At 59.2% G+C, this 20,525-nt stretch carries 20 protein-coding genes and 1 tRNA gene; 11 read left to right on the forward strand and 10 right to left on the reverse strand.

The window, feature by feature from the left end; all coding sequences use genetic code 11:
* Positions 1 to 26 precede the first annotated feature (26 nt).
* Positions 27 to 1,403 carry an aspartate aminotransferase family protein gene (locus tag DJ82_RS11130; RefSeq protein WP_094526003.1) on the reverse strand — a complete coding sequence of 459 codons (1,377 nt, stop codon included), beginning with the start codon at positions 1,401 to 1,403 and terminating at the stop codon, positions 27 to 29.
* A gap of 179 nt (positions 1,404 to 1,582) precedes the next feature.
* On the opposite strand from DJ82_RS11130, the gene DJ82_RS11135 reads away from it, so the two are divergent.
* On the forward strand, positions 1,583 to 1,942 hold the full coding sequence (locus tag DJ82_RS11135) for a hypothetical protein (RefSeq protein WP_198948055.1): 360 nt from the start codon (positions 1,583 to 1,585) through the stop codon (positions 1,940 to 1,942).
* Positions 1,943 to 2,675: 733 nt separating this feature from the next.
* Here the strand turns inward: DJ82_RS11135 and DJ82_RS11145 are convergent.
* Positions 2,676 to 3,005, reverse strand: coding sequence for a cupin domain-containing protein (locus DJ82_RS11145; protein ID WP_094524929.1), 330 nt, complete (start codon positions 3,003 to 3,005; stop codon positions 2,676 to 2,678).
* A gap of 609 nt (positions 3,006 to 3,614) precedes the next feature.
* Between DJ82_RS11145 and DJ82_RS11150 the strand changes: the two genes are divergently transcribed.
* Positions 3,615 to 4,076, forward strand: a complete 462-nt coding sequence (locus DJ82_RS11150) for a DUF4112 domain-containing protein (RefSeq protein ID WP_094524928.1) — start codon at positions 3,615 to 3,617, stop codon at positions 4,074 to 4,076.
* Positions 4,077 to 4,400: 324 nt separating this feature from the next.
* Here DJ82_RS11150 and DJ82_RS11155 read toward each other — a convergent pair whose 3' ends face one another.
* From DJ82_RS11155 to sfnG, 3 genes are all read right to left on the reverse strand, one after another.
* Positions 4,401 to 4,841: a DUF6653 family protein gene (locus tag DJ82_RS11155; protein WP_094524927.1), complete on the reverse strand. Its 441-nt coding sequence runs from the start codon at positions 4,839 to 4,841 to the stop codon at positions 4,401 to 4,403.
* A gap of 131 nt (positions 4,842 to 4,972) precedes the next feature.
* Positions 4,973 to 5,569: an NADPH-dependent FMN reductase gene (locus DJ82_RS11160; protein WP_094524926.1), complete on the reverse strand. Its 597-nt coding sequence runs from the start codon at positions 5,567 to 5,569 to the stop codon at positions 4,973 to 4,975.
* Positions 5,569 to 6,717 carry a dimethylsulfone monooxygenase SfnG gene (gene sfnG, locus DJ82_RS11165; RefSeq protein WP_094581819.1) on the reverse strand — a complete coding sequence of 383 codons (1,149 nt, stop codon included), beginning with the start codon at positions 6,715 to 6,717 and terminating at the stop codon, positions 5,569 to 5,571. Before sfnG ends, DJ82_RS11160 begins: the two co-directional genes overlap by 1 nt.
* A gap of 246 nt (positions 6,718 to 6,963) precedes the next feature.
* Here sfnG and DJ82_RS11170 point away from each other — a divergent pair, with 246 nt between their 5' ends.
* Entirely contained in the window at positions 6,964 to 7,866 is a 903-nt protein-coding gene (locus DJ82_RS11170; RefSeq protein WP_094581820.1) for a hypothetical protein, read from the forward strand.
* Between the two features lie 405 nt (positions 7,867 to 8,271).
* Here DJ82_RS11170 and DJ82_RS11175 read toward each other — a convergent pair.
* Positions 8,272 to 8,356: transfer RNA gene (locus DJ82_RS11175), tRNA-Leu, on the reverse strand.
* A gap of 255 nt (positions 8,357 to 8,611) precedes the next feature.
* Positions 8,612 to 8,992: a hypothetical protein gene (locus tag DJ82_RS14600; RefSeq protein ID WP_143420542.1), complete on the reverse strand. Its 381-nt coding sequence runs from the start codon at positions 8,990 to 8,992 to the stop codon at positions 8,612 to 8,614.
* A gap of 358 nt (positions 8,993 to 9,350) precedes the next feature.
* On the opposite strand from DJ82_RS14600, the gene DJ82_RS14605 reads away from it, so the two are divergent.
* The 4 genes from DJ82_RS14605 to DJ82_RS11200 all read left to right on the forward strand — a co-directional run bounded on the left by DJ82_RS14605 (position 9,351) and on the right by DJ82_RS11200 (position 13,884).
* Positions 9,351 to 9,668: a hypothetical protein gene (locus DJ82_RS14605; protein WP_143420544.1), complete on the forward strand. Its 318-nt coding sequence runs from the start codon at positions 9,351 to 9,353 to the stop codon at positions 9,666 to 9,668.
* 11 nt (positions 9,669 to 9,679) lie between these two features.
* Complete coding sequence (locus tag DJ82_RS11180) at positions 9,680 to 10,588, forward strand: CHAD domain-containing protein (protein ID WP_094581821.1); 909 nt, start codon at positions 9,680 to 9,682, stop codon at positions 10,586 to 10,588.
* A 1,432-nt stretch (positions 10,589 to 12,020) separates the two neighbouring features.
* Entirely contained in the window at positions 12,021 to 13,100 is a 1,080-nt protein-coding gene (locus DJ82_RS11195) for a PAS domain-containing sensor histidine kinase (RefSeq protein WP_094581823.1), read from the forward strand.
* Between the two features lie 100 nt (positions 13,101 to 13,200).
* Positions 13,201 to 13,884: a metallophosphoesterase family protein gene (locus DJ82_RS11200; protein WP_094524920.1), complete on the forward strand. Its 684-nt coding sequence runs from the start codon at positions 13,201 to 13,203 to the stop codon at positions 13,882 to 13,884.
* An 81-nt stretch (positions 13,885 to 13,965) separates the two neighbouring features.
* Here the strand turns inward: DJ82_RS11200 and ppk1 are convergent, their stop codons facing one another.
* On the reverse strand, positions 13,966 to 16,347 hold the full coding sequence (gene ppk1 / locus DJ82_RS11205) for a polyphosphate kinase 1 (protein WP_094524919.1): 2,382 nt from the start codon (positions 16,345 to 16,347) through the stop codon (positions 13,966 to 13,968).
* Positions 16,348 to 17,059: 712 nt separating this feature from the next.
* On the opposite strand from ppk1, the gene DJ82_RS11215 reads away from it, so the two are divergent.
* On the forward strand, positions 17,060 to 17,566 hold the full coding sequence (locus DJ82_RS11215; RefSeq protein WP_094523888.1) for a low molecular weight phosphatase family protein: 507 nt from the start codon (positions 17,060 to 17,062) through the stop codon (positions 17,564 to 17,566).
* Positions 17,567 to 17,956: 390 nt separating this feature from the next.
* Here DJ82_RS11215 and DJ82_RS11225 read toward each other — a convergent pair whose 3' ends face one another.
* Both DJ82_RS11225 and nth read right to left on the reverse strand, forming a co-directional pair.
* Positions 17,957 to 18,529, reverse strand: coding sequence for a phosphatase PAP2 family protein (locus DJ82_RS11225; protein WP_094523887.1), 573 nt, complete (start codon positions 18,527 to 18,529; stop codon positions 17,957 to 17,959).
* A gap of 61 nt (positions 18,530 to 18,590) precedes the next feature.
* A complete protein-coding gene (gene nth / locus DJ82_RS11230; RefSeq protein WP_094581824.1) occupies positions 18,591 to 19,292 on the reverse strand; it encodes an endonuclease III in 702 nt (233 codons plus the stop codon).
* 136 nt (positions 19,293 to 19,428) lie between these two features.
* Between nth and DJ82_RS11235 the strand changes: the two genes are divergently transcribed.
* The 3 genes from DJ82_RS11235 (at position 19,429) to DJ82_RS11245 (ending at position 20,522) form a co-directional block, all read left to right on the forward strand.
* Positions 19,429 to 19,737, forward strand: a complete 309-nt coding sequence (locus DJ82_RS11235) for a cyclin (RefSeq protein ID WP_094581825.1) — start codon at positions 19,429 to 19,431, stop codon at positions 19,735 to 19,737.
* A 148-nt stretch (positions 19,738 to 19,885) separates the two neighbouring features.
* Positions 19,886 to 20,302: a DUF2178 domain-containing protein gene (locus DJ82_RS11240; protein ID WP_094581826.1), complete on the forward strand. Its 417-nt coding sequence runs from the start codon at positions 19,886 to 19,888 to the stop codon at positions 20,300 to 20,302.
* A 25-nt stretch (positions 20,303 to 20,327) separates the two neighbouring features.
* Positions 20,328 to 20,522 (forward strand): helix-turn-helix transcriptional regulator, encoded by a 195-nt coding sequence (locus tag DJ82_RS11245; protein WP_094581827.1) that lies wholly within the window; start codon positions 20,328 to 20,330, stop codon positions 20,520 to 20,522.
* Positions 20,523 to 20,525: the final 3 nt, after the last annotated feature.

Genomic DNA, 20,525 nt, shown 5'->3' on the forward strand with positions numbered 1-20,525 from the left:
GGACGCGATACGTTGCCGGAGCCCGACTACTCCGCGATCGCCAGCTCCGCGGTCGCTTCGATCGCGTCGGCGATGACCTCGGTGCCGACCTCCGCCTGCCGCTGGGTCAGGACCAGCGGCGGCAGCAGCCTGACGACGTTGCCGTACTGGCCCGCCGTCCAGACGAGCACGCCGTGCTCGTAGCAGTACTCCTGGATCGCCTCGACGCGGTCGTCGTCCGGGTCGCCGTTCGCGTCGACGAACTCGGCGCCGACGAACAGCCCCTTGCCGCGGACTTGGCCGAGCCCCGGGTCGCCGTCGCCGGCGTCGCGGAGGCGGTCGCGGATCCACGCGCCGACCTCCGTCGCGTGGTCGAGCAGGTCGTGCGACTCGATGTACTCGATCGCGCGCAGACCGCCGACCATCGCGGGGACGTGGCCTCGGTAGGTGCCCGCGTGATCGCCCGGCCCCCACGTGTCCAGGTCCTCGTGGTACATCGTTCCGGACAGCGGCTGGCCGTTCCCGCCGAGCGCCTTCGCGGTCGTCATCACGTCAGGCGTCACGTCGTAGTGTTCGGACGCCCACCACTCGCCGGTGCGTCCCATCCCGACCTGGATCTCGTCGAACATCAGCGGGAGGTCGTTCTCGTCGGCGATCGCGCGGAGTCCCGAGAGGAACCCGTCCGGCGGGGCGACGACGCCGCCCTCGCCCTGTATCGGCTCGACGAAGATGCCGGCCGGGTCCGTGAGGCCGCCGTACGGCTCCTCGACGATCGCCCTGACCTCTTCGAGCGCGCGGTCGACCGACTCCTCGGGGCTCCGCCCCTCGCGGAAGGGGTACGGGAACGGCGCGTGGACCACGTCGGGCAACAGCGGCGCGTACGGCTTCTTGAACTTCTTGTTCGACGTGATGCTCATCGCGCCGGCCGTCGCCCCGTGGTAGGAGTTCCGGAACGCGAGCAGCCCGTTGCCGCCCGTGTTGTACTTCGCGAGCTTGATCGACGCCTCGACGGCGTCGCTGCCGGTGGGACCGCCGAAGACGAACCGGCTGTTGCCGGCGAGACTCCCGGGCGCGATCTCGTCGAGCTTGTCGATGAGATCGAGGCGGGGCTCGGTCGGGAAGTCGACGGTGTGGGTGAGCTTGTCGATCTGCTCGTGGACGCCCTCGTTGACGTACGGGTTCGCGTGACCGACGTTGTAGACGCCGATGCCGGCGAAGAAGTCGAGGAACACGTTCCCGTCGGCGTCCTTGAGGGTCGCGCCCTTCCCCTCCTCGAACGCGAGGGGGATGTCGTTCGGGTACGCGACCGCGCTGCTGTCGATGGTGTCCTGTCTGTCGAGCAGGCGCCGCGAGTTCGGGCCGGGGACTCGGTCGACGCTCGGTTCCTCCGCGAAGTGTAACTCGTGGATCGGCGGTCCCGCCATGTGCCAACGGATACGACACGCCCACATATGAGTGGTGAAACCAGCAATCAATGACGGTGTACACGGAATCTGTTTTCGTTCCGATCTTCGCCCACTCGGCGGCGGTGATATCCCGAGACCGACCCCGCCGACTGTGGTCGCGACGGAAGAATTATTGAACGCGAACCCAACGCAATCGTGTGCAACACCGACCGTCGCGGTTCCTCTTGGCGTCGACGGCCATCTGCGCTGTCACGTGTGCCGGCGTCGCGGTGCTCCCGCTCGCGGTCGATAGCTCCCGTGCGTTCACGGGGAGCATCGGTTCGAGCGGGCTCCTCGGACTGGTGTTCGCGGCGCGGAACCTCCAGCTGCTCCGGGCGACGGGGGAGCCGAGCCTCCCGCCCGCGGTCCTGACGACGGCGTTCGGCGGCTGGTTCATGCTGGCCCCGCTGCTGTACCCCGACGTCGGCTTCCTCCCGACCGCAGGCACGCAGCTGGCGGGAACGGTGATGGCGACGTTCGGGCTGTACGTCGTGGTCGCCGGCCTCAGCGAGGAGTGAGTGTTCGCGGCCCCCGCGTCTCACGCTCCGAGCGGGACCTTTCGGTATCCCGGAATCCCGAAGAATTCTCAGTGCAACGGCTCCTACGACACGTAGCAGTTGATCGGGTCTGAGTCGATTCCGGTTTGGGCAGGAGACGCACCACTAATGCAGAGTCTTTCCCCCACATCGTGTCAGAAACGACGTGCGAGATACAGAGGATGTAGTCATCACCCACTTGGCCGCCTGAATGTGTAGCTTACCGTATCTGCGTCAACTGTGAGAGTGCCGGCGTCGTGATCTATGACAACCGCAACGGTGTCATCGTACGTGAAATCGTGCAATGGCATCCCAGCCTGGAGCGTCCCATCGCGCGACAATTCGACACGTGCAGAGCCGATGTCGATGTGAATCCGATCATCAGTAGCCGTTACATCACCCGCACGACCGAATCGACGTAGTTCGTCAACCAGTGTATCCCACTCGTTGAGTTGCACTCGTGGTGTCATCCGTCATTCAATCGTGATGCCGCGTTCACGAAAGTCTTGATACGAAATCTAGGCCACCGAAGTAACGCGGAGAACGACGAACGATCCACCGACTGGTAAAACACTCGTGCAACATTTAGAGGCTGTAGTCAGCAACCGGAGTTGGTTCGTTAGATGAGTCGAACTGGCCGTCCGGGACGGCTCAGGGCGGAAGCGTTAGGCAGGGGCGGAGTTAGTGACTATCCTGCTGCGAGGTCAATCAATCATTATACCGCTTGAGAGCCCTCTGCGGGCGCGTATATCACCGTGACGGTGAACTCGTCGTCGAAGTCGGTAAATTGGTGATCTGTCCCGGACCCGAGATGGATAACATCACCCGAGGCGACCTCAACGGACTCGTCTTCGGTCACGAGTGTCGCTTCGCCCGTGTTAACGAGGTAAATTTCCTCTTCAGCGTGAGCATGCATCGGATCCTCGTCACCCGGCTCGAACCGCATCACTTGGAGACTGAACGAGACCTCACGCATCAGTTCGGTTTCCATTTCTCCGTCCTCAGCCAACTGGTCCGCTACGTCAGCCACGTTAATTTGATTCACACCTTTTCTATCGTTTTAGTGCATATACGTCTTTGCCACTATCAAAAAAAGGGAGGAAGGCTGAGAGACGACTGTGTCGCCAGAGTAGTATATTTGATGGCTGCTCTGCTCGGTCTGCTGGGATGCTACCGTGCAAGACTCGCGGCTTGTATACAGCAGCGCCGTTTCATATTCTCTGCAGTCTGTCAGTATGGGTGTAACCGATACAGAGGGGGGCAGTCTTCGGAATGCCGTTAGGTGACTTGCTCCGTTTCGAGCCACTCTTTAAACTCCCAGAAACAATCCGAACACAGACGACCATCCAGCGTCTCGATCGAATCCGATGCGTGCTCAATTTGGTATTGCTGGTGGCGGGCCTGCGATGGGTCAAGTTCAGTCCCGCACTTATCACAGTGTTCAGCCATGCCACAGGGTCGTCGCTGACGAGGAGAATATCTGAGGTTTTCCCTCCCTCAAAATTACCAACTAGGGTTGCTTCAGACCCGAACTGCTAGATACAGCCGATAGGCGACCCATACTGGAAGGATAGTACCTCGCGATCGAACTCCCACTCGTGTCGCACGACATCCACCACGCAGGTTTTCCGTCTCCCACCCGAAACGTTGGGCCATGCCCGCGGCCTTCGAATCACGGTTCGACATCGACTACGATGGTGAACTACCGGAGAACGTCGACGAGGCCGCGCTCAAGCGAATGGAGACGGTCGCGTATATACTCGACGAGAGCGTGCGCGTTCCCGGCATCGGTTTCCGCATCGGAATCGATCCCGTTCTGGGAGCACTCCCCGTCGCTGGCGACCTAGTGAGTGCCGCCTTCTCCCTGTACATCGTCGCCGAGTCGGCGTATCTCGGAGTCTCCTTCACGACGTTGGTAGAGATGCTCACGAACATCAGTATCGACGTGGTGGGGGGATCCATCCCCTACGTTGGTACTGTGGTCGACGCGCTCTGGAAGGCGAACAAGCGCAACGTCGCGCTCACGCTGGAAGACCTCGCCGAGGCGGTGGAGACAGATGGGGCCGGCGGCAGGGCGGACGGCGGCGTTGACATCCCTGTCGAACCTGACGACTGAGGCGAATCGCTGGAGTCAGCGTGATCGTCGAGGAAGTCTACGATCCGCGTGTAGAGCTTAATGCGGCCGATATTGTTGGTGTGTTGGTGAATTCAATCTAGCTGTTCAGCGTTAAACAGGCAATAGGGCGACCTCGTACTGCATTCGCGCTGTGTATCTCGCACGACTGTCGGGACATCTCTTCGAACTAGTAGAATCCGTAACAATCAGTTAGTACGCCTCAGCGCCCGGGCGTTTCAAACGAGAATACGTCTGAGGAAGACGATTTTAACAGAGCCAGCGCAACGAGTCGCTCGGCGACAACGCCAACGCGCGTTCGCGACGCTACTCGTCTCGGCGGTCGTACCGCCTCACCAACACGCGGAGCCACCAGAGCTTCAGGGCGACGCTGGCGACGGCGCCGAGCGTCGCGCCCCTCGGCGACCGGCGCCACGCGGCGGACAGTGCGTAGACGAAGCCGAGCGCTCCGGCGGCGTTACAGACGTTCGGATAGCCGAGCCCGACCGTCCGGTTCCCCGCCTCGCCGATCCACCACCGCTCGGCGAGCACCGCTCGGGTCATCCAGGCGTCGTCGGTCTCGGGCGGCGAGAACAGGAGCGGGTTGATCGCCGTCCACGCGAGCGCGGCACAGAGCAGTCGCCAGTCGCGGCGGTAGACGGCGTACACGATGACCGGACCCAGCGGGACGCGCGTCCAGCCGCTCTTGGGGTTCGAGTGCCGCCGCCAGAACCGGTCGCCGAGCGTCCCGGAGGCGTCGGTGGTCATACGCGGCGGTCGTGCCGGCGGCGACATAACTCTGACTGGCACCGAGCACCGCGCCGTAGGAATCCGACGAGCGCCGCGGCCGTCGTCTCGGTGATCTCGCGGACCCTGGTGACGCCGAGGGCCCGGGGACGCTACACCGCCGGTCCGAGCGACCCGAGTGCGTCGCCATCGTCGATCGCCGCCGCCAGCTCGACGGTGGCCTCGCCGAGGGTCGCGAGCCGGTCGCCAACCCCCCCGTCGACGAGCTCTCCGTCCGCGAAGTCGTCGCCGCTCGCGTACGTCGCGCCCCCGACCGTGTGGGCGCCGAAGAACGCGAACGCCGGGCGGAGCTCCTGGTCGACCGCGAGGAAGTGGTGGTCGGTCGCGCCCGTCGCGACGAGCCCGACCGCGGCGTTCTCGAAGGGCGCGACGTCGCCCTGCCACTCCCCGCGGGGCACCATGTCGAAGAGGTTCTTCAGCGCGCCCGAGTACGACCCGCGGTAGACGGGCGTGCCGACGACGTACGCGTCGGCCTCGACGATCAGTTCGAGCGCGTCGGCGGTGTCCCCCTCGTGGTTGCCGATCCCGCGCCCGTCGGCGGTCGCGAGGTCGTAGTCGGCGAGGTGAAGGACAGCGGTGTCGACGTCATGCGTGTCAGCCGCCGCGTCCAGCGCGACCTCGACCGCGGTCCGAGTCCGGGAGTCGGCGGAGACGCTGCCGACGATCCCGAGGAGCGTTCGCTCGGCCATCACTTCGCCACCTTCGCGCCGCCGACGTCCTCGATCTCGTCGACCGCCTCGATCTCGTCCGGATCGAGCGGGTCGGCCGCCTCGATCGCCGGGATGATCGTCTCGCCGAAGCGTTCGAGCTCCGGCTCGAAGTCGAGGAAGCCCGCGAGGACGATGACGACGCCGATCGCGTCGAGCTTCCGGACGCGCTCGATTATCTGCTCGTCGGTGCCGATGAGCCCGGTCTTGAACCCGTCGTTGTACTGGACGAGGTCCTCGAACTCGGAGTCCGACCACATCCCGTCGCCCTCGGCCGACGACTGCCCGGCCTGTTTCACCTGCTGTTTGAACGCGTCGACCGCCTCGTCGGTGGCGTTCTCGATGATCCCCTCGAGGACCGCCTTGGCCTCGGACTCGGTGTCCCGCTGGATGACGAACGCGTTCGCGGCGAACCGCGGCGGCTCCGTGCCGAACTCCGCGGCGTACTCCTCGACGTCCTCGATGACGGCGCGGATCTCTTGGAGGCTTCCCCCGTTGATGAACAGCACGTCGGCGTGCTTCGCGGCCATCTCCCGGGCCGCCTGCGAGTTCCCGCCCTGGAACACCTGCGGGTACGGGTCTTGAACCGGCTTTGGTTCCATCGGCGCGCCCTCGAAGCCGTCGATGTCCTTTCCGATCGTGTAGAATCGGCCGTCGTAGGTCGCCCGGTCTTCGGTCCACAGCGCCTGCAACACCTCGATGAACTCGGTCGAACGGGCGTACCGCTCGTCGTGCGCGAGCCACGGCTGACCGAACCCGGTGAACTCCCCTTTGAACCAGCCGGAGACGACGTTGATCGAGAAGCGGCCGTTACTGATGCGGTCGGCGGTGGCGATGAAGTTCGCCAGCGGGCCGGGCTCCCACAACCCCGGATGCACCGCGCCGATGACGTGTAGCTCGTCGGTCTGCGCCGCGAGCGCGTTGGCGATCGACAGCGCCTCCAGCTGCTTTTCGGCGCCGTAGCTGCCGAAGAAGCGCGCCTGTGCGAGCGCGTAGTCGAAGCCGACGTCCTCCGCCGTGCGGGCGAGGTCGAGATTGTAGTCGTACGTCCAGTCCGTCTCCGTCTCCCAGTCCGACACGACCAGCCCGCCGCTGACGTTCGGGACCCAGTACGCGAATTCAGTGTCCATACCCGCTCATCTGCTCGTATCGGTTTAACGCGGGTCACAACGGCGAACGCTGTCGGCGTTCCGCGATAGCGGTCGCGTTTGTGCGGGGACGCGGTCGGCGGCAAGCGTTGACGGGAGCTCGGTCGGCGGCAAGCGTTGACGGGAGCTCGGTCGCAACCGCGGTCGACCTCCGCACCTGATGCGGAGACCGTCTGTCCCGGCGGTGTCGACGGCACAGCTATACCCTCGCGGGAAGTGTCATTCAGTATGAAGGCATGGAGATGGGTCGCGGTCGCCCTCGTCGGGGTCGTCGTTGTCGGCGTCGCCGCGTACGCGGTGTTCGCCGGGGTCCTGATCGGGTCCGACGTGGCGTCGTACTCCTCCGACGGCGTGACCGTCTCGGGCGTCGCGTACGAGGACGCGCTCGCGCGGGCCGGAGCCGCCGGTTACGCGGTCGAGCGCGTCGAGTCCAGCGGTTTCCACCCCGAGGGCATCGACGAGCTCGACGCCGAGCTCGGCCCGGAGTACGAGGCGTTCAGAGTCACGTTCGACCACTCGGAGACGAAGCGGTTGTGGGCGACGTTCTACGCCGACGAGGGGACGACCGTCGTGACGCTCTTCGCGGACGATGCGCGCGGGGGCTTCACGGTCGACGACCTCCCGCCCGACGAGTGGCTCGTCGACCGCCTCACGCTCCTGTTCGAGATGGACGAGCCCACCGCGGAGGCGTACGTCGAGGAGATCAAAACCGAGATCAGGACGACCGATCCCGCCGAACCGGGCGCCGGCACCCCGAGCGTCGAGGTCGGCGAGCCGGTGGCGTTCGAAGCCACGTACGACGCGCTGACGGCGAGCGCGGCGACCGTCAACGCGACCTCGTCGCCCGGCGACGGCTGGCACGAGCGCGAGTACTACGCTGGCGACGGGCGGCTCGGGAGCGTCGATTTCGTGCTCTCCCGGGCGACCGTGACGCACGAAGCGGACGGGTACACCTACCGCGTTCACCTCGACTACCACGGCGGCGTCGAGGTCGACGCGCAGACGCGCGCGTCCCGGTCGTTCGAGGAGGCGGCCGTTCGCGCCGTCTTCCGTACCATGTTCGAGGAAATGGGGATCCCGCCGGACACGATCGACCACATGTCTCTCGAGTACCGCGGCAGCGTGTGGTGAGCGCGGGCTCCCGGCGTCGGTCGCGGGGTTCTGTGGCCTCTCGAACAGTCGCCCTCAAGTGGTGACCTCGGCCGGAGCAAAGCGGTCGTTCGTTCCGTTGTCGCTCCGTTCGGCCTGGTTCCCGTCCCCGACACACCTCATAGCGATGCTTCTCCTCGCGAACTGCTCGGAGAAGCATGCGCGGGACCGGATTCGAACCGGAGCAAGACGGTCGCTCACCTTGTTCGCGCTGCGTCTTGCAGGGTTCGAATCGTCGTCGAAATGCCTCTCCTCGCGAACTGCTCGGAGAAGCATGCGCGGGACCGGACTCGAACCGGAACCAGACGTGCTCGCTTCGCTGCGCGCGTCTGGGAGGGTTCGAATCCTCGTCGTGATGCTTCTCCTCGCGAACTGCTCTGAGAAGCATGCGCGGGACCGGATTCGAACCGGCGGACCCCTACGGGATAGCGTCCTAAGCGCTACGCCTTTGGCCTGGCTCGGCAACCCGCGCTTACTCTTGCGGTCAGAGCCACTTAATCGCCAACCACAAGGGCTCTACCGCGGCATGTGCGCATATTTTGCGCTCGCTTATAGCCATTTCGTATCCCGTGCTTTTGCTTGTATCGCGGGTGTCTCACCCTGTTTATTTAAAAGTAATCCACGGCGTAGCGTTATGCGATACAACCGTTCGCGTCCGCGCTGAGGACGCAATCCCGTAGGGGTCCGCCGCTCCGCATCCGGTCCCGCACTTGTCCCGCGGGCTATCTCACTCGCCCCCTTTTCCGTGATATCGTTTCAGTACATCTGCGTCAGACTCACCCTCTGACTCAGAGGAGGACGTGTCGAATCGGGTATAATCGATTAAAGCATCGACTCGCAACTGTAGGTCTCTCTCTAAGTCACTATAATCGAGCTCCCGTGTCTCTTCATCATACTCGTCGCTGGCGTCGTGCCGACAGAGGTTGACAAGTTCGATACTGCCAGTTGCGTCTTTCTCCGACCCGGTTACGTAGGTGATTTCGATTAGAATTCGAGTCGGAGATATCCCTTCTCCGAGTTTGATTTTTTCTTTTGCTGGTCCCATCGATGCCGTCTCTAAATACTCCTCCTCTTTTTTGAATCCGCTTGGGTCGTCTTCGTCCGTCATATGCGCTTGTCGACGTGGGATCACCTTACATAAAATATTGCAAAATGCTTCGTCACGCCTCCTCACACACGATCGTGCCGCATCTCTAAAAGTCAGTTTCCACGTTTATGGGGTGCTGGTACTCGGCGGGGCTGCTATTGAGACACGAGTGTTCTCTTCTTGGGGTGCTGGTGACTTGCTTCTCAGCCATTCGATTTTGACCTGATTCCGGTCAGTAGGGGGGAGGCAACTACCGAATTGGCTGTTGTTCTGTCTGAAACACGCCAAAACTATCTCCTGAATATACAGGAGATCTTCAGTAGCCCTGGCTCAACCGAAGAATACATTGTATATCATACTGCTATATAATTACATGAAGATGAAACGTACATCAGACACCCCCACCTACGAGAAGCGCTATGATTCGCTCTGCGACGCTTCGGGCGAGTGGAAGTTTGAGATTCGAGAGTACCAGAACGATCTCAACTCAATTGTCCCATCAGATATTCCTCCTGATCCAAATCCTCAAGAGGCCTACCGCGCCGCCGTTTTCCTCGAAGGATTTATTGAAGAACAAAAAGCCACAGTGAACTGGTCGGATACCGCACTTGATGAGTTCGAGTCCTTCGGATCTACTCTCGAAGTCGAAGCCGTCGCAAAGGCCCTTAGAGAAATTTCGGAGGAGATTGAAACTTAACCAAAACACACATGAACTACACGCTGCAACCCGATGAGCTCGTTTCAGATGGGATCAAGCGCATTATCGACACAAAAGTACAACGGGGTATTGATCATATAGACAGTGATACAGATACCCACGAGACGGTCCATGAGGTTCGTAAGCGTTGTAAAGAGATACGAGCGGCTGTTCGTCTTGTCCGTCCGGTCTTACCGACATACAAACGGGAGAATGTCCACTACCGGGATGCCGCGAGACGCATTTCCGCCATCCGCGATGCCCACGCTGCCATCGAAACATTCGATAACCACCTCGAACCTGCGATTGAAGCGCGTGATGCCTTAGATGACGCGACGCTCAGTGATATTCGGACAACACTAGTTACCCGTCGTGATACGATAGCTGCCGAGCAAAATGTGGAACGACGGTTGAGTGAGGTTCGTGCGGACTTGGTCGACGGACGAAAGCGAGTGTCTGACCTCCCCATCGCAACAGAGGGGTTCGACTCGGTAGCTGGTGGATTACGCAAGTCGTACAAACGGGCTCGTAACCGAATGCAAGAGGCGTACGACGATCCGGAGTTCGAGCATTTTCACGAATGGCGCAAGCGAATCAAATACCATCGCTACCACTGTAGATTGCTCCGGCGAGTATGGGTTGGACCGATAAAAAGCCGGCGAACAGAGCTCAAAGAACTATCTGATATCATCGGCTATGAAAACGATCTCGCTGAATTCGCCATAGTAATGAATGAGGAAGAACTGTTTACATCGGAAATCAGAGAGATATTGAACGAGATCAGTACCGCAAAGCGGTCTGAATACCATCGGCAAGGTCGGCCCTTAGGCGAGCGGCTTTTTGCAGAACATCCCGATCAGTTAGTCACCCGTATTGGTGCCTATTGGGAGGCGACTCACGAGTACGACCCAGACCCTTGATAATCAAATAGTGACGGGCATGCATGTGTGTGTAGCATAGTCTTTGAATCGGTGGTCAACAAATGATTCGAACAATGTCATCTACTATAATTTATATACGAAGATCCGCGACCGTTTGAAATTCTGTTGGGTCTTGGAAGAATTTTGTAGTGGTATCGATGACTGCCGATCGATCGACATACTCAAACCCATCGTTATAAATGGCTAACACAGGCTCATCTCGGTAGACTCCAACCGGTTGAGGCCGGACGCTTTCCATCGCCACGTACTCGTCTCCTGGGAGTGTAGGTGCTCCGGTATACGCAACTGGGAGGTCGTTTTTATGCACACCCACAAGCATATGTCCGGGAAGTAGTACCATCGCAGTTCGGTATCCAAACGACGGCTGTGAACGAATCCCTGCCAATAGATATGTCAAATCCTCACAATCGCCACCTCCATCGACCAGCGTCTCTTCGGCAGGTCGGATATACTCTGGGACCCCTTTTGTATCAATATCTGTCATGTATTCGAGCGAGTGTACAAATCCGAGTGCTCGTTCAAAACGTGCTGATTCAGAAAGCGGCTGGTCAGGGTTTCCCTCCACGAGGGTAGTGGTAGCAAACCGTTCCGTCAGCCGTTCGACGTGTCGGCTCGTTTTTGCGTCCTCGTACGCACTAAAATATCCATGAGACTGCTCGGCTGCCTCGGCGTATACGGACTGCTTGATAGAAAACTCTGAACGCCACCGCCAGTTAGACTGATCGCTCCAATTATATGTCAATATGTATCTGTTATCATTGGTTATTCGAGATATGTTACTCTCCGTGGTGATTGATGTTGGACGCGTATCCGTACTTAGGTACGACCAGACACCTGGGCACCACACCTCAAATAGACCGATAATTATGGAGACGGCTGCGCCGAGCGTGGCTTGATCAAATACTCCTTTGAGAAACTTCCGCCGCCTCATAACCACAAAAAGAAGTCTCCATTTTCACCTCTCAGTAACGCAAGCGACTCATTCGGTGCGTCCCCCCGGGATCGGTTTAATTCACCGTTGAAAGTTGTATTCCTCGGTACCGCGTGAATTTCTATCGGAGACATTCGAGCTTTTTCACACACCCGACATTGACAGTCATCCACGTCGACATTTTGGTGTCATCCGTCGCGTCTGCGGGGAACACGGTAACTCGGTCTGAACCCGAAGCTCGCCTATCGAACTGGTGAGTTAAATTACTGTAACCGGCCTCAAATGCTGTTCTTTCATCGGTATCTTCGTTGATCGGTCTCCGATCGATATCGGGAGTCACGTGTTGCTCAAGTGGTGTTAACACCGAAGAGCGGTTGAATTCTTATAATAGGTGTAAGAATTAGTAGACAGTCAACCGGAGAAATATATACTCCTCATAGTAACAACAAAGCGGGGTAGTAGGTTCGTACAATCCGTAATATGTCTTCGAAGAAGCGTTTTGAACTGCCGTCCGAATATGATACGCTCCACATCGGTGTCGCAGTCTATGACCCGGAGACAGGAACCATTCTAGATACGAACGAGCGGCTAGAACAGATACTCGGATACAACGTCGAAAAGTTACGTCACCTTTCCGTGGCGGAATACACCGCAAACACGTACCCGCACTCGGAATCTGAATTTCACGACCGACTTCGTGAGAGTGCTAACGGACAGTCACAGCAGTTTACCTGGCGAGTCAAACGAGAGGATGGCGAACTCATCTGGGTTCAACTGTTTATGACACAACAACGCTCTGGGAGGGAAAACTGCGTCCACGTTGAAATACGAGATATCACAGACTACTACGAGACGCATCACCGAGCAGAGTTATTCTGGCGTATTCTTCGACACAATCTTCGAAACGAGGCCGCGATCATTTTGGGGTACACGAATCAGCTCACGGAACATGCCGAAATAAAAGATGTAAAAGATATTATTGAAACGATTCGGTTACGAGGTGAGAACCTTGGTAACATGGCTGAGTCGGTTAAAGAGATTGAGCAGGCAGTGACAGATTCGTATACAGAATGTACTCGTCGTCCTGCAATAGTCGGTGTTCGAGATATCACAACCCAAATTAGTACAGACTATCCTGCCGCGGAGATCTCGACTAACGAACGTGAGAGGATGTGGATTGACATTAATGACGCGTTCGGTTACGCACTCACACATGCGGTTGAGAACGCGATCATCCATAGCAACGACGATACACCAGTCGTGGAAATAAACGTTGGGCCATCACCGAACACCGGCCGCGTCGAGATCTGTATCAAGGATACAAACTCGACGATTTCAGATGAAGAGCTTGAGGTACTCTTCGCACCAACTGAGACCACGAACACGTCTCACGGATCCGGAATTGGACTGTTCGTCATGAAGTGGTGTATTGAATCTCTCGGCGGCGAGGTCTCGTTCAGGACGCGAGCGTCAGGAGGAAACGCGGTCTCTCTGTACCTCCCGCCCAAAGCGACACCGGATACCACGGAAGAGTATGACACCTCACCAAGAACTACATAGGGGTATAGTCTACTATTACAAACTGATTAATTCGGGTGGGTAATAGTAAAGCTTGAAGTTTGATTCCCGGGCTAACTGCTTCGGCTCTAGACCTGACCACATGAACACAAAGCCTCAGTTCGCTACCGACGTTGAAGCACAACACGACCGGTTCGAGACCGACAACTACGGAGAGATTTACATTGTCGGGGATGTTCACGGAAGCCGAGAAATTCTCGATCGACTCCTTACAGAGCTTGAATTGGATGACGACGATCTTGTCGTCTTCGTCGGTGACCTTGTGAGAAAAGGGCCGGACAGCCCTGGTGTTATTGATCTCGTCCGAGAGGACCCGCGTCTCGTCAGCGTCCGCGGAAACAACGAGCAGAAAATCGTGCGCGGTGATAAGGATCCGGATTGGCTCCGCGACGGCGACCGCGAGTATTTCGAATCACTTCCGGTCGCCATTTCGTTCGAGGACGTGCTCGTCGTACACGGCGGGATCGATCCCCAACGGTCACTTGCAGACCATACCGTCGAAGAGCTGTTGACAATGCGTTCCCCTCACGGTGACGGGTATAACGGTCCGTTCTGGTACGATGAGTACGACGGACCCCACCGCGTCTTTTTCGGCCACACCGTCCATGACCATCCGGTAGAGCGTGAACACGCCGTCGCTCTCGATACCGGCTGCGTTTACGGCGGTACACTCACCGCGTACGACTACCGGAACGACGAATTCCTCACCATGGATGCGAAGACACACCAGGAACGCGCCAGTTCGAAGGTCGTTGATCCGGCCTAACCGCTCTCGCCTACTCGCACCGAGGATTGTCGCTTGACAAGAACACCTACGAGTTAATCAGCCGCCGTTCCTGACGCAAGGTTACTCGTATTCGGCCTGAAGCCGCTTCCGCGCTCCGTCACGTGTCTTGAAATATCGGCGTTCACCGTCGCTCGTTCGAACCGCCCAGTCGTACGTCTCGCTGTCGGGGCGATACCAGCGGTCGGCGTGTGCGTCGAACACAGATATCTCTCCCCCGTCCGGATCAGCCTGTTTCTCCTCAGCATCAGGATCGTCTCCGTTTGATCCCTCGAACCCGGAATCTGCCCCGCCGCCTTCGACATCTTCGACCAGCAGCTCTGAATCAATGAGCTCCGTATCGACGACCATTCCCAAGCCGTATCCGCGGTCAACGGCCGCTTCCGTGGCCGCCATCAGTATCTCTTGGATGTCTCGGACCGGTTCATCATCCGAAGAGACCTGTTCGTAGCGTCCGTCGCTTTGCATCACCCATCGACGGCGGTTATCTGTTACCGACGCCTCCAAAATGAATCGGAGCTGTCTACGCAGCTCTATGTCTTCGACGGGAGTGACGGCCTCAACTCGATAGTCGAGATTGCGGGTCATCCAATCAGCGGACCCGATGTACCACTCGGGGCTGCCGCCGTTCTCGAAGTAAAATATCCGAGCGTGTTCGAGGAATCGACCAACAATCGAATGGACGGTGACGTTCTCACTCAGTCCATCGATACCGGGACGAAGTCGACAAATATCTCGGACGATGAGGTCGATTTCGACACCAGCCATCGACGCACGATAGAGTTCCTCGACCATCGACGGGTCTTCAAGGCCATTTACTTTGACTACAATTCGCGCCTGTCGACCGGCACGAGCATGATCGGCCTCCCGTCTGACCATCTCAGTGAACCGCTCACGCATCGTCACGGGCGCGATCAGGAGCTTCCGGAAGCGATCATCGAGTGTCGGTCCGGTAAAGAAGTTGAATACTTTCGTGAGGTCAAACCCGATGTCTCGGTCCGCTGTCAATAGCCCCAAATCAGAATACCCCTTCGCAGTCCCTGAATGGTAATTCCCGGTGCCGATGTGTGAGTAGAGTTGCACGCCATTATCCTCTTGACGGACGACAAGCGCCGTCTTCGTGTGAGTCTTCAATCCCACAGTCCCGTAGGCAACGTGAATGCCCTCTTCTTCGAGTTGCCGGACCCATTCGAGATTATTCTTCTCGTCGAATCGAGCCTTGAGTTCGACCATCACTGCCACCTGCTTGCCGTTTTCGGCGGCATTGATGAGGCTTTGAATGACCTTCGAATCGCTCGCCGTTCGATAAATCGCCGCTTTCACGGCGAGTACATTGGGATCGGTTGCCGCCGCGTTGAGGAACCGCTGAACCGTCCCCTCGAACGAGTGATACGGGTGGTGGGCGAGGATGTCTCCCTTTTTGATTTCATCGAAGATACTCGTCGTCTCGTCACCGGTATCACCCGTTATTGAGCCCAATCGAGGATGCGGCTTGGGTGACCACGACGGGGGCTTAAGATCAGGACGATCGAGATCAATAAGCTCGAAGAAGTCCTCGTAATCGATTGGCCCCTTCCGATGAAACACTTCTCGGTCGTCTACCCCAAGCTGATCTTTGAGAATCGCCAGCGACCCCTCGGGCATATCGGCGTCAACCTCTAGACGAACAATTGTTGCGAAGCGTCGCTGTTCGATAACCTCCTCAACCATATCGATGAGGTCTTCAGCAACTTCCTCATTGCGACGCACCTCGGCGTTTCGAGTCACTTTAAATTTCGATACGTCACGAATATCGATATCCGGGAGTAATAAATCGAGATTACATTCAATAAGATCTTCGATGAGAACATACCTGTCAGCCTCGCCAGAAACAGTGATCAAACGAGGTTGGTTCGGAGGGATTTTAATTCGGGTGAAGGTCGGCTCGTCACTCCCATTCGACGAGAGTACAGCGAGCGAAAGCGAAAGATTCGAGATGAACGGGAACGGGTGAGCCGGATCGAACGCGAGTGGCGTCAGCGTCGGCAAAATAGACTCTTCGAAGTACGTCCGTAGCTGTTCTCGTGACTCTGTGGGAAGTTCATTGGGCGTACAGATCTCGATCCCTTCGTCAGCAAGCGTCGGTTTGAGAACAGATTGCCAGTATTCTGACTGCTGTCGAAAGAGCGGGCGTGCAGTATCGAGTACTTCAACCCACTGCTCTTTTGGTGTCCGCCCATCCGGTGTTGTCTCAGTCACACCGGCATCGATCTGCTGTTTGAGTCCACCAACGCGCTTCATGAAGAACTCGTCAGTGTTCTTCGTAAAGAACGCGAGAAATCGGAGTCGTTCAAGCGGCAAATTCCGATCGTCCATTCCCTCTCGGAGAACCCGCTCTTGAAACGCCAGCTCGGAGAGTTCCCTGTTGAGGTAATACTCGGGATCGGTGAGGTCTTTGTCGGTCATTGAATCATAGGCAAGGGGGAGTCGATATTTCAGACTGACTTCTGAATATACACAATTGGAAGCGCCCTACCATCTCTGAGTCAGTGGGGAGGACCTCTATGTACAGATAATCAATACTCATGTTTCAGATTTGCTTCGTTGCGATAGGTTGCTCTCCCATATTTGCTCAGTGAGACGAGACTTCAACTAACGATTCGGACGCTGTGGGAGACGTATCTCCGTCGGATAGGACACCATCAGGGAGCCACGTGTCGTCACGTTTTTGCCACGCCTCGATTGGAAGTTGATGACGGTTCTCTGAAGAAACGACTACTTCGACGGCGTCAGAAACGATCCCGTACTTTCGAATCGCCATTTTGGGTTCATTGAGGTTGTGGCCGCGTAGATGAGTCTTCACACGAGAGTACAGGTCCTGTTTTGAATACTCGTTTCGTTGGCCTTCGAGTGCGTGAATAGCGTTACACATTGGACACCTGAGAAGTACGGCTGATTGCATTATACTAAGACGGTGCGCAAGCTACAAGAATCCCAATTAATAGTAATATATTCTAATATATAGCGATTGGAAGGCGAAAATTGTAACGTATTTTATCATCCACATCATGATACGGTCGCTGTGTGGGATACGCAGTGCAAACTGTGCCACAAATAGTATATATTAATATATGTGTCTCATAGTAATTATCTTATCCGTACGAGAGTAGATCGGTCTATGATAGCAAATAACAATATCCGGCTCGACTTCGTCTGTGTCCACAACGCGGGACGAAGCCAGATGGCAGCCGCCTTCGCAGAGCGTGAGCGCTCTAAACGAGGGTTAGAAGAACTCGTAGAGATACATTCGGGCGGGACAGAACCCGCTGACGCCGTTCACGAAGAGGTCGTTGAGGCGATGGCCGAGGTGGGAATCGATATCGCTGGTCGGACCCCGAAGTGGGTCGCGGAACTTGAACAACTCGAAAACAGCGATTATCTGGTTACTATGGGGTGTTCTATCATGCAATTCGATCCTGCACAGTACGGCGTGGAGTCCCACGAGTGGGATCTCGTTAATCCCGACGGACAGGACATGGACACTGTCCGCGATGTCCGAGATGAAATCGAAGCCAGAGTAGAAACGCTGTTTGACGAGATCGAACGTCTCGTCGAAGAGGAACAGACGAATACAGACTCTTCAAGCGGTCTCATCACATCGATTCGAGATTCCCTGTCATTCTAATTGATGTCGCTGCCTGATGAGTGACCGGTTATCTGCTCATCTCGAACCAACGGTATTGGAAATTCACGCGGGCTCAGGTTCAACGATTTGTAGTTGATACCCTAGTACCGCCCCCTCCGCTACCGCTTCATACTGTTCCCGCCGACTAGTGAACTTACCAATCGTTGGCGGAGACCACGATACTTCGCTATTATCTGCGGTCATAGTGCTTACACAAGCAAAACCACAAGACAGCGAACGCTTTTGGTGCGCAAGAACGGTGTTGCGGGGGTGCTGTGCCGTCCTAAGCGCTACGCCTTTGGCCTGGCTCGGCAACCCGCGCGCGGGCTACCGTACCCGAGTCGGTCAAAAATAGTTGTCGCTACGGGGGCGTCGACCGCGCCGGCGCCCTCAGATGTCGGCCTCGAACGGCAGGCGGTCGAGGACCGCTTCCTCGCCGACGCGGTCGAGGACCCACTCCGCGAACAGGACCGCGGCGATCCCCAGTCCGATCCCGAAGAGCGTGTCCGAGAGGTAGTGGGTGCCGAGGTAGATCCGCGAGAACGAGATGAGGGCGGCGAAGCCCGCGGTGGCCGCGAACGGGAGCTCGTCGGAGTTCCACGCGATCCCCGCGTACGCCGTGACGGCGGCGGAGTGCCCGGAGGGGAACGAGCTCGTGGTCCCGGCGCCGCCCTCGGTCACGCAGACCGGATTCGGCGGGAACGGGCGCTCGACGAGCGACATCAGCGCCCAGACGACGACGCCGAGCAGTGAGAGCGCGACGACGCTCTTAACGAACTCCTCGCGCCAGCCCGCGAGGTAGAACAGGCCGACGATCACGACGCCGGCCGTGACGGAGCCGAGGCCGGTCATCGACGTCATCATCTCGGTCAGGAACGGCGTGCGGACGGCGGCGACGAACTCGGCCGCGAGGCGGTCGACCCACCGGACCGCGCTCAGGACCGCACCGATCTGCGCGTGCATGCTTGCCCGGCCCTATCGGCCGGACGACCATAGGCGCTCGTTCTTCTGCGGGGGCTCGCAGTCACGCGCAGAACTCGCAGTCGCAGTAGGCCGCGCAGACGGGGTTGTCGCAGTCGGCGCCGCGCGCCGAACAGTGGGTCCGGCCGTGGCGGATCAACAGCACGTGGAGCGGGTAGATCAGCTCGTCGGGCACGAGCTCGTCGAGGGCGTCGTGGGCCGCCTGGTTCGAGGCCGACTCCGAGACGAGCCCGAAGCGCTTCGAGACGCGCTCGACGTGTGTGTCGACCGCCATCGTCGGCTTGCCGAAGTGGAAGTTCAGGACGACGCTCGCGGTCTTCGGACCGACCCCCTTGATCGCCGTGAGCCAGTCCTTCGCGTCGTCGGTCGGCATCGCGTCGAGGAACGCCAGCGAGTAGGCGCCGCCGGTCTCCTCGCGGACCGCGGCGAGCGCGCGCTGTATCCGGGCGGCCTTCTGGTCGGCGAGCCCCGCGACGCGGATCGTCTCGGCCAGCTCGCCGTGGTCGGCCGCCTCGATCGCCGCGAAGTCGTCGTAGCGGTCGAACAGCGCCTCGGCCGCCCGGCTCGTGTTCGCGTCGGCGACGTTCTGCGAGAGGATCGTCGTCACCAGCTGGCGCACGCCCTCGCCGGGCTCGGCGGTCGGGTCGGCGCCGTGCTCGGCCACCCTGTCCACCGGCTCGTACAGCGACACCAGGTCGTCGTGCAGCTCGCGCACCCGCGTCTCGTCCCACGCTTGCGTGGACATACCGGACGTACGGACGGCGTCGACTTCAGGGCGACGGACGGGGCGATCGCCCCCGTTTCTCGACGGCCGCCCGCCGCCCCGATACGCGGTGTCGCCTCGCGCGGCCTTTTTATACCGCACCCCCCAACGTGGCGGTATGTACCGAGCGAGCGATCGCGTCGACAACGCGGCGTGGCTCGACCGGATCGACGACGCGTGCGCGACGCTCGACCTCGACGACGAGGCGCTCTCGACGGCGACCGACCTCTTCTTGTCGCGGGCGCCCGACGACGACCGCGGGAAGCGCGTCGCCGCCGCCGCAAGCCTCTACGCCGCCGCGCTGATCCGCGGGCAGGAGCGGTCGCAGTCCGCCGTCGCCGACGCGATGGACGTCTCCCGGCTCTCCGTGCAGAAGCGGTGGAAGCCGATCCTGGAAGACGCCGGCTTCTCGCCGCCGACCTGGTAGCCCGCGCGACCGACGGCTGTCCCTCGACCGAGAGTCGCCGTCTGAGAACCCTCCGGCCGTCTCTCGGCCGATATCGGCGAAATATTTATCAGTGAGTGTAAAGTATACTTTACTGTAAAGCGAGCTTTACACTCGCTTTCGATCTCGAATGAGCGAACACACCACCCCCGCGACGACGCGGCCTTCCGCGAGGAAACGGTACAAACGCATCGCCTACGCGCTGCTCGGCGCCGGCATCGCCGCCCTGTTCGTCGCCATCGCCCTCGACCGGTTCGTCCTCGGCGTCGCCCTCTACTGGGCCGGCGTCATCGGCATGGGGCTCGTCCAGCGGTTCAGCCCCGCGACGCTGTACGACGAACGCGACGCCGCCATCGAGCGCCGGGCGAGCCAGACCACGCTGAACGTCTTCGCGTACGCCTTCGTGCTCGGCACCCCCGGCGGTCTCGTGTTGGCGGAGACGGGACACGTCGACCTCCCGGGCGAGTTCTACGGCGCGACCTGGACGCTCTTCGCGGTGTTCGCCGTGTTCGGCGCCGCGGTCCTCTACTACGGGCGGCGCACATGAGCACCGTGGCCCGGGGGCGTCGGAGATGAGAAACGAGATCCGCGAGCGACGCGCCGAAACCGACGAAAGCCAGGCGGACCTCGCCGCCGCCGTCGACGTCAGCCGACAGACCATCAACGCCATCGAACGCGAGCGGTACGACCCGTCGCTGGAGCTCGCGTTCGAGCTGGCCGCCCACTTCGACTGCCGGATAGAGGACCTGTTCGACCCGGAGGGATGAGCG

The sequence above is a fragment of the Halorubrum sp. Ib24 genome (genome assembly GCF_002252745.1).
Taxonomy (GTDB): Archaea; Halobacteriota; Halobacteria; order Halobacteriales; family Haloferacaceae; genus Halorubrum.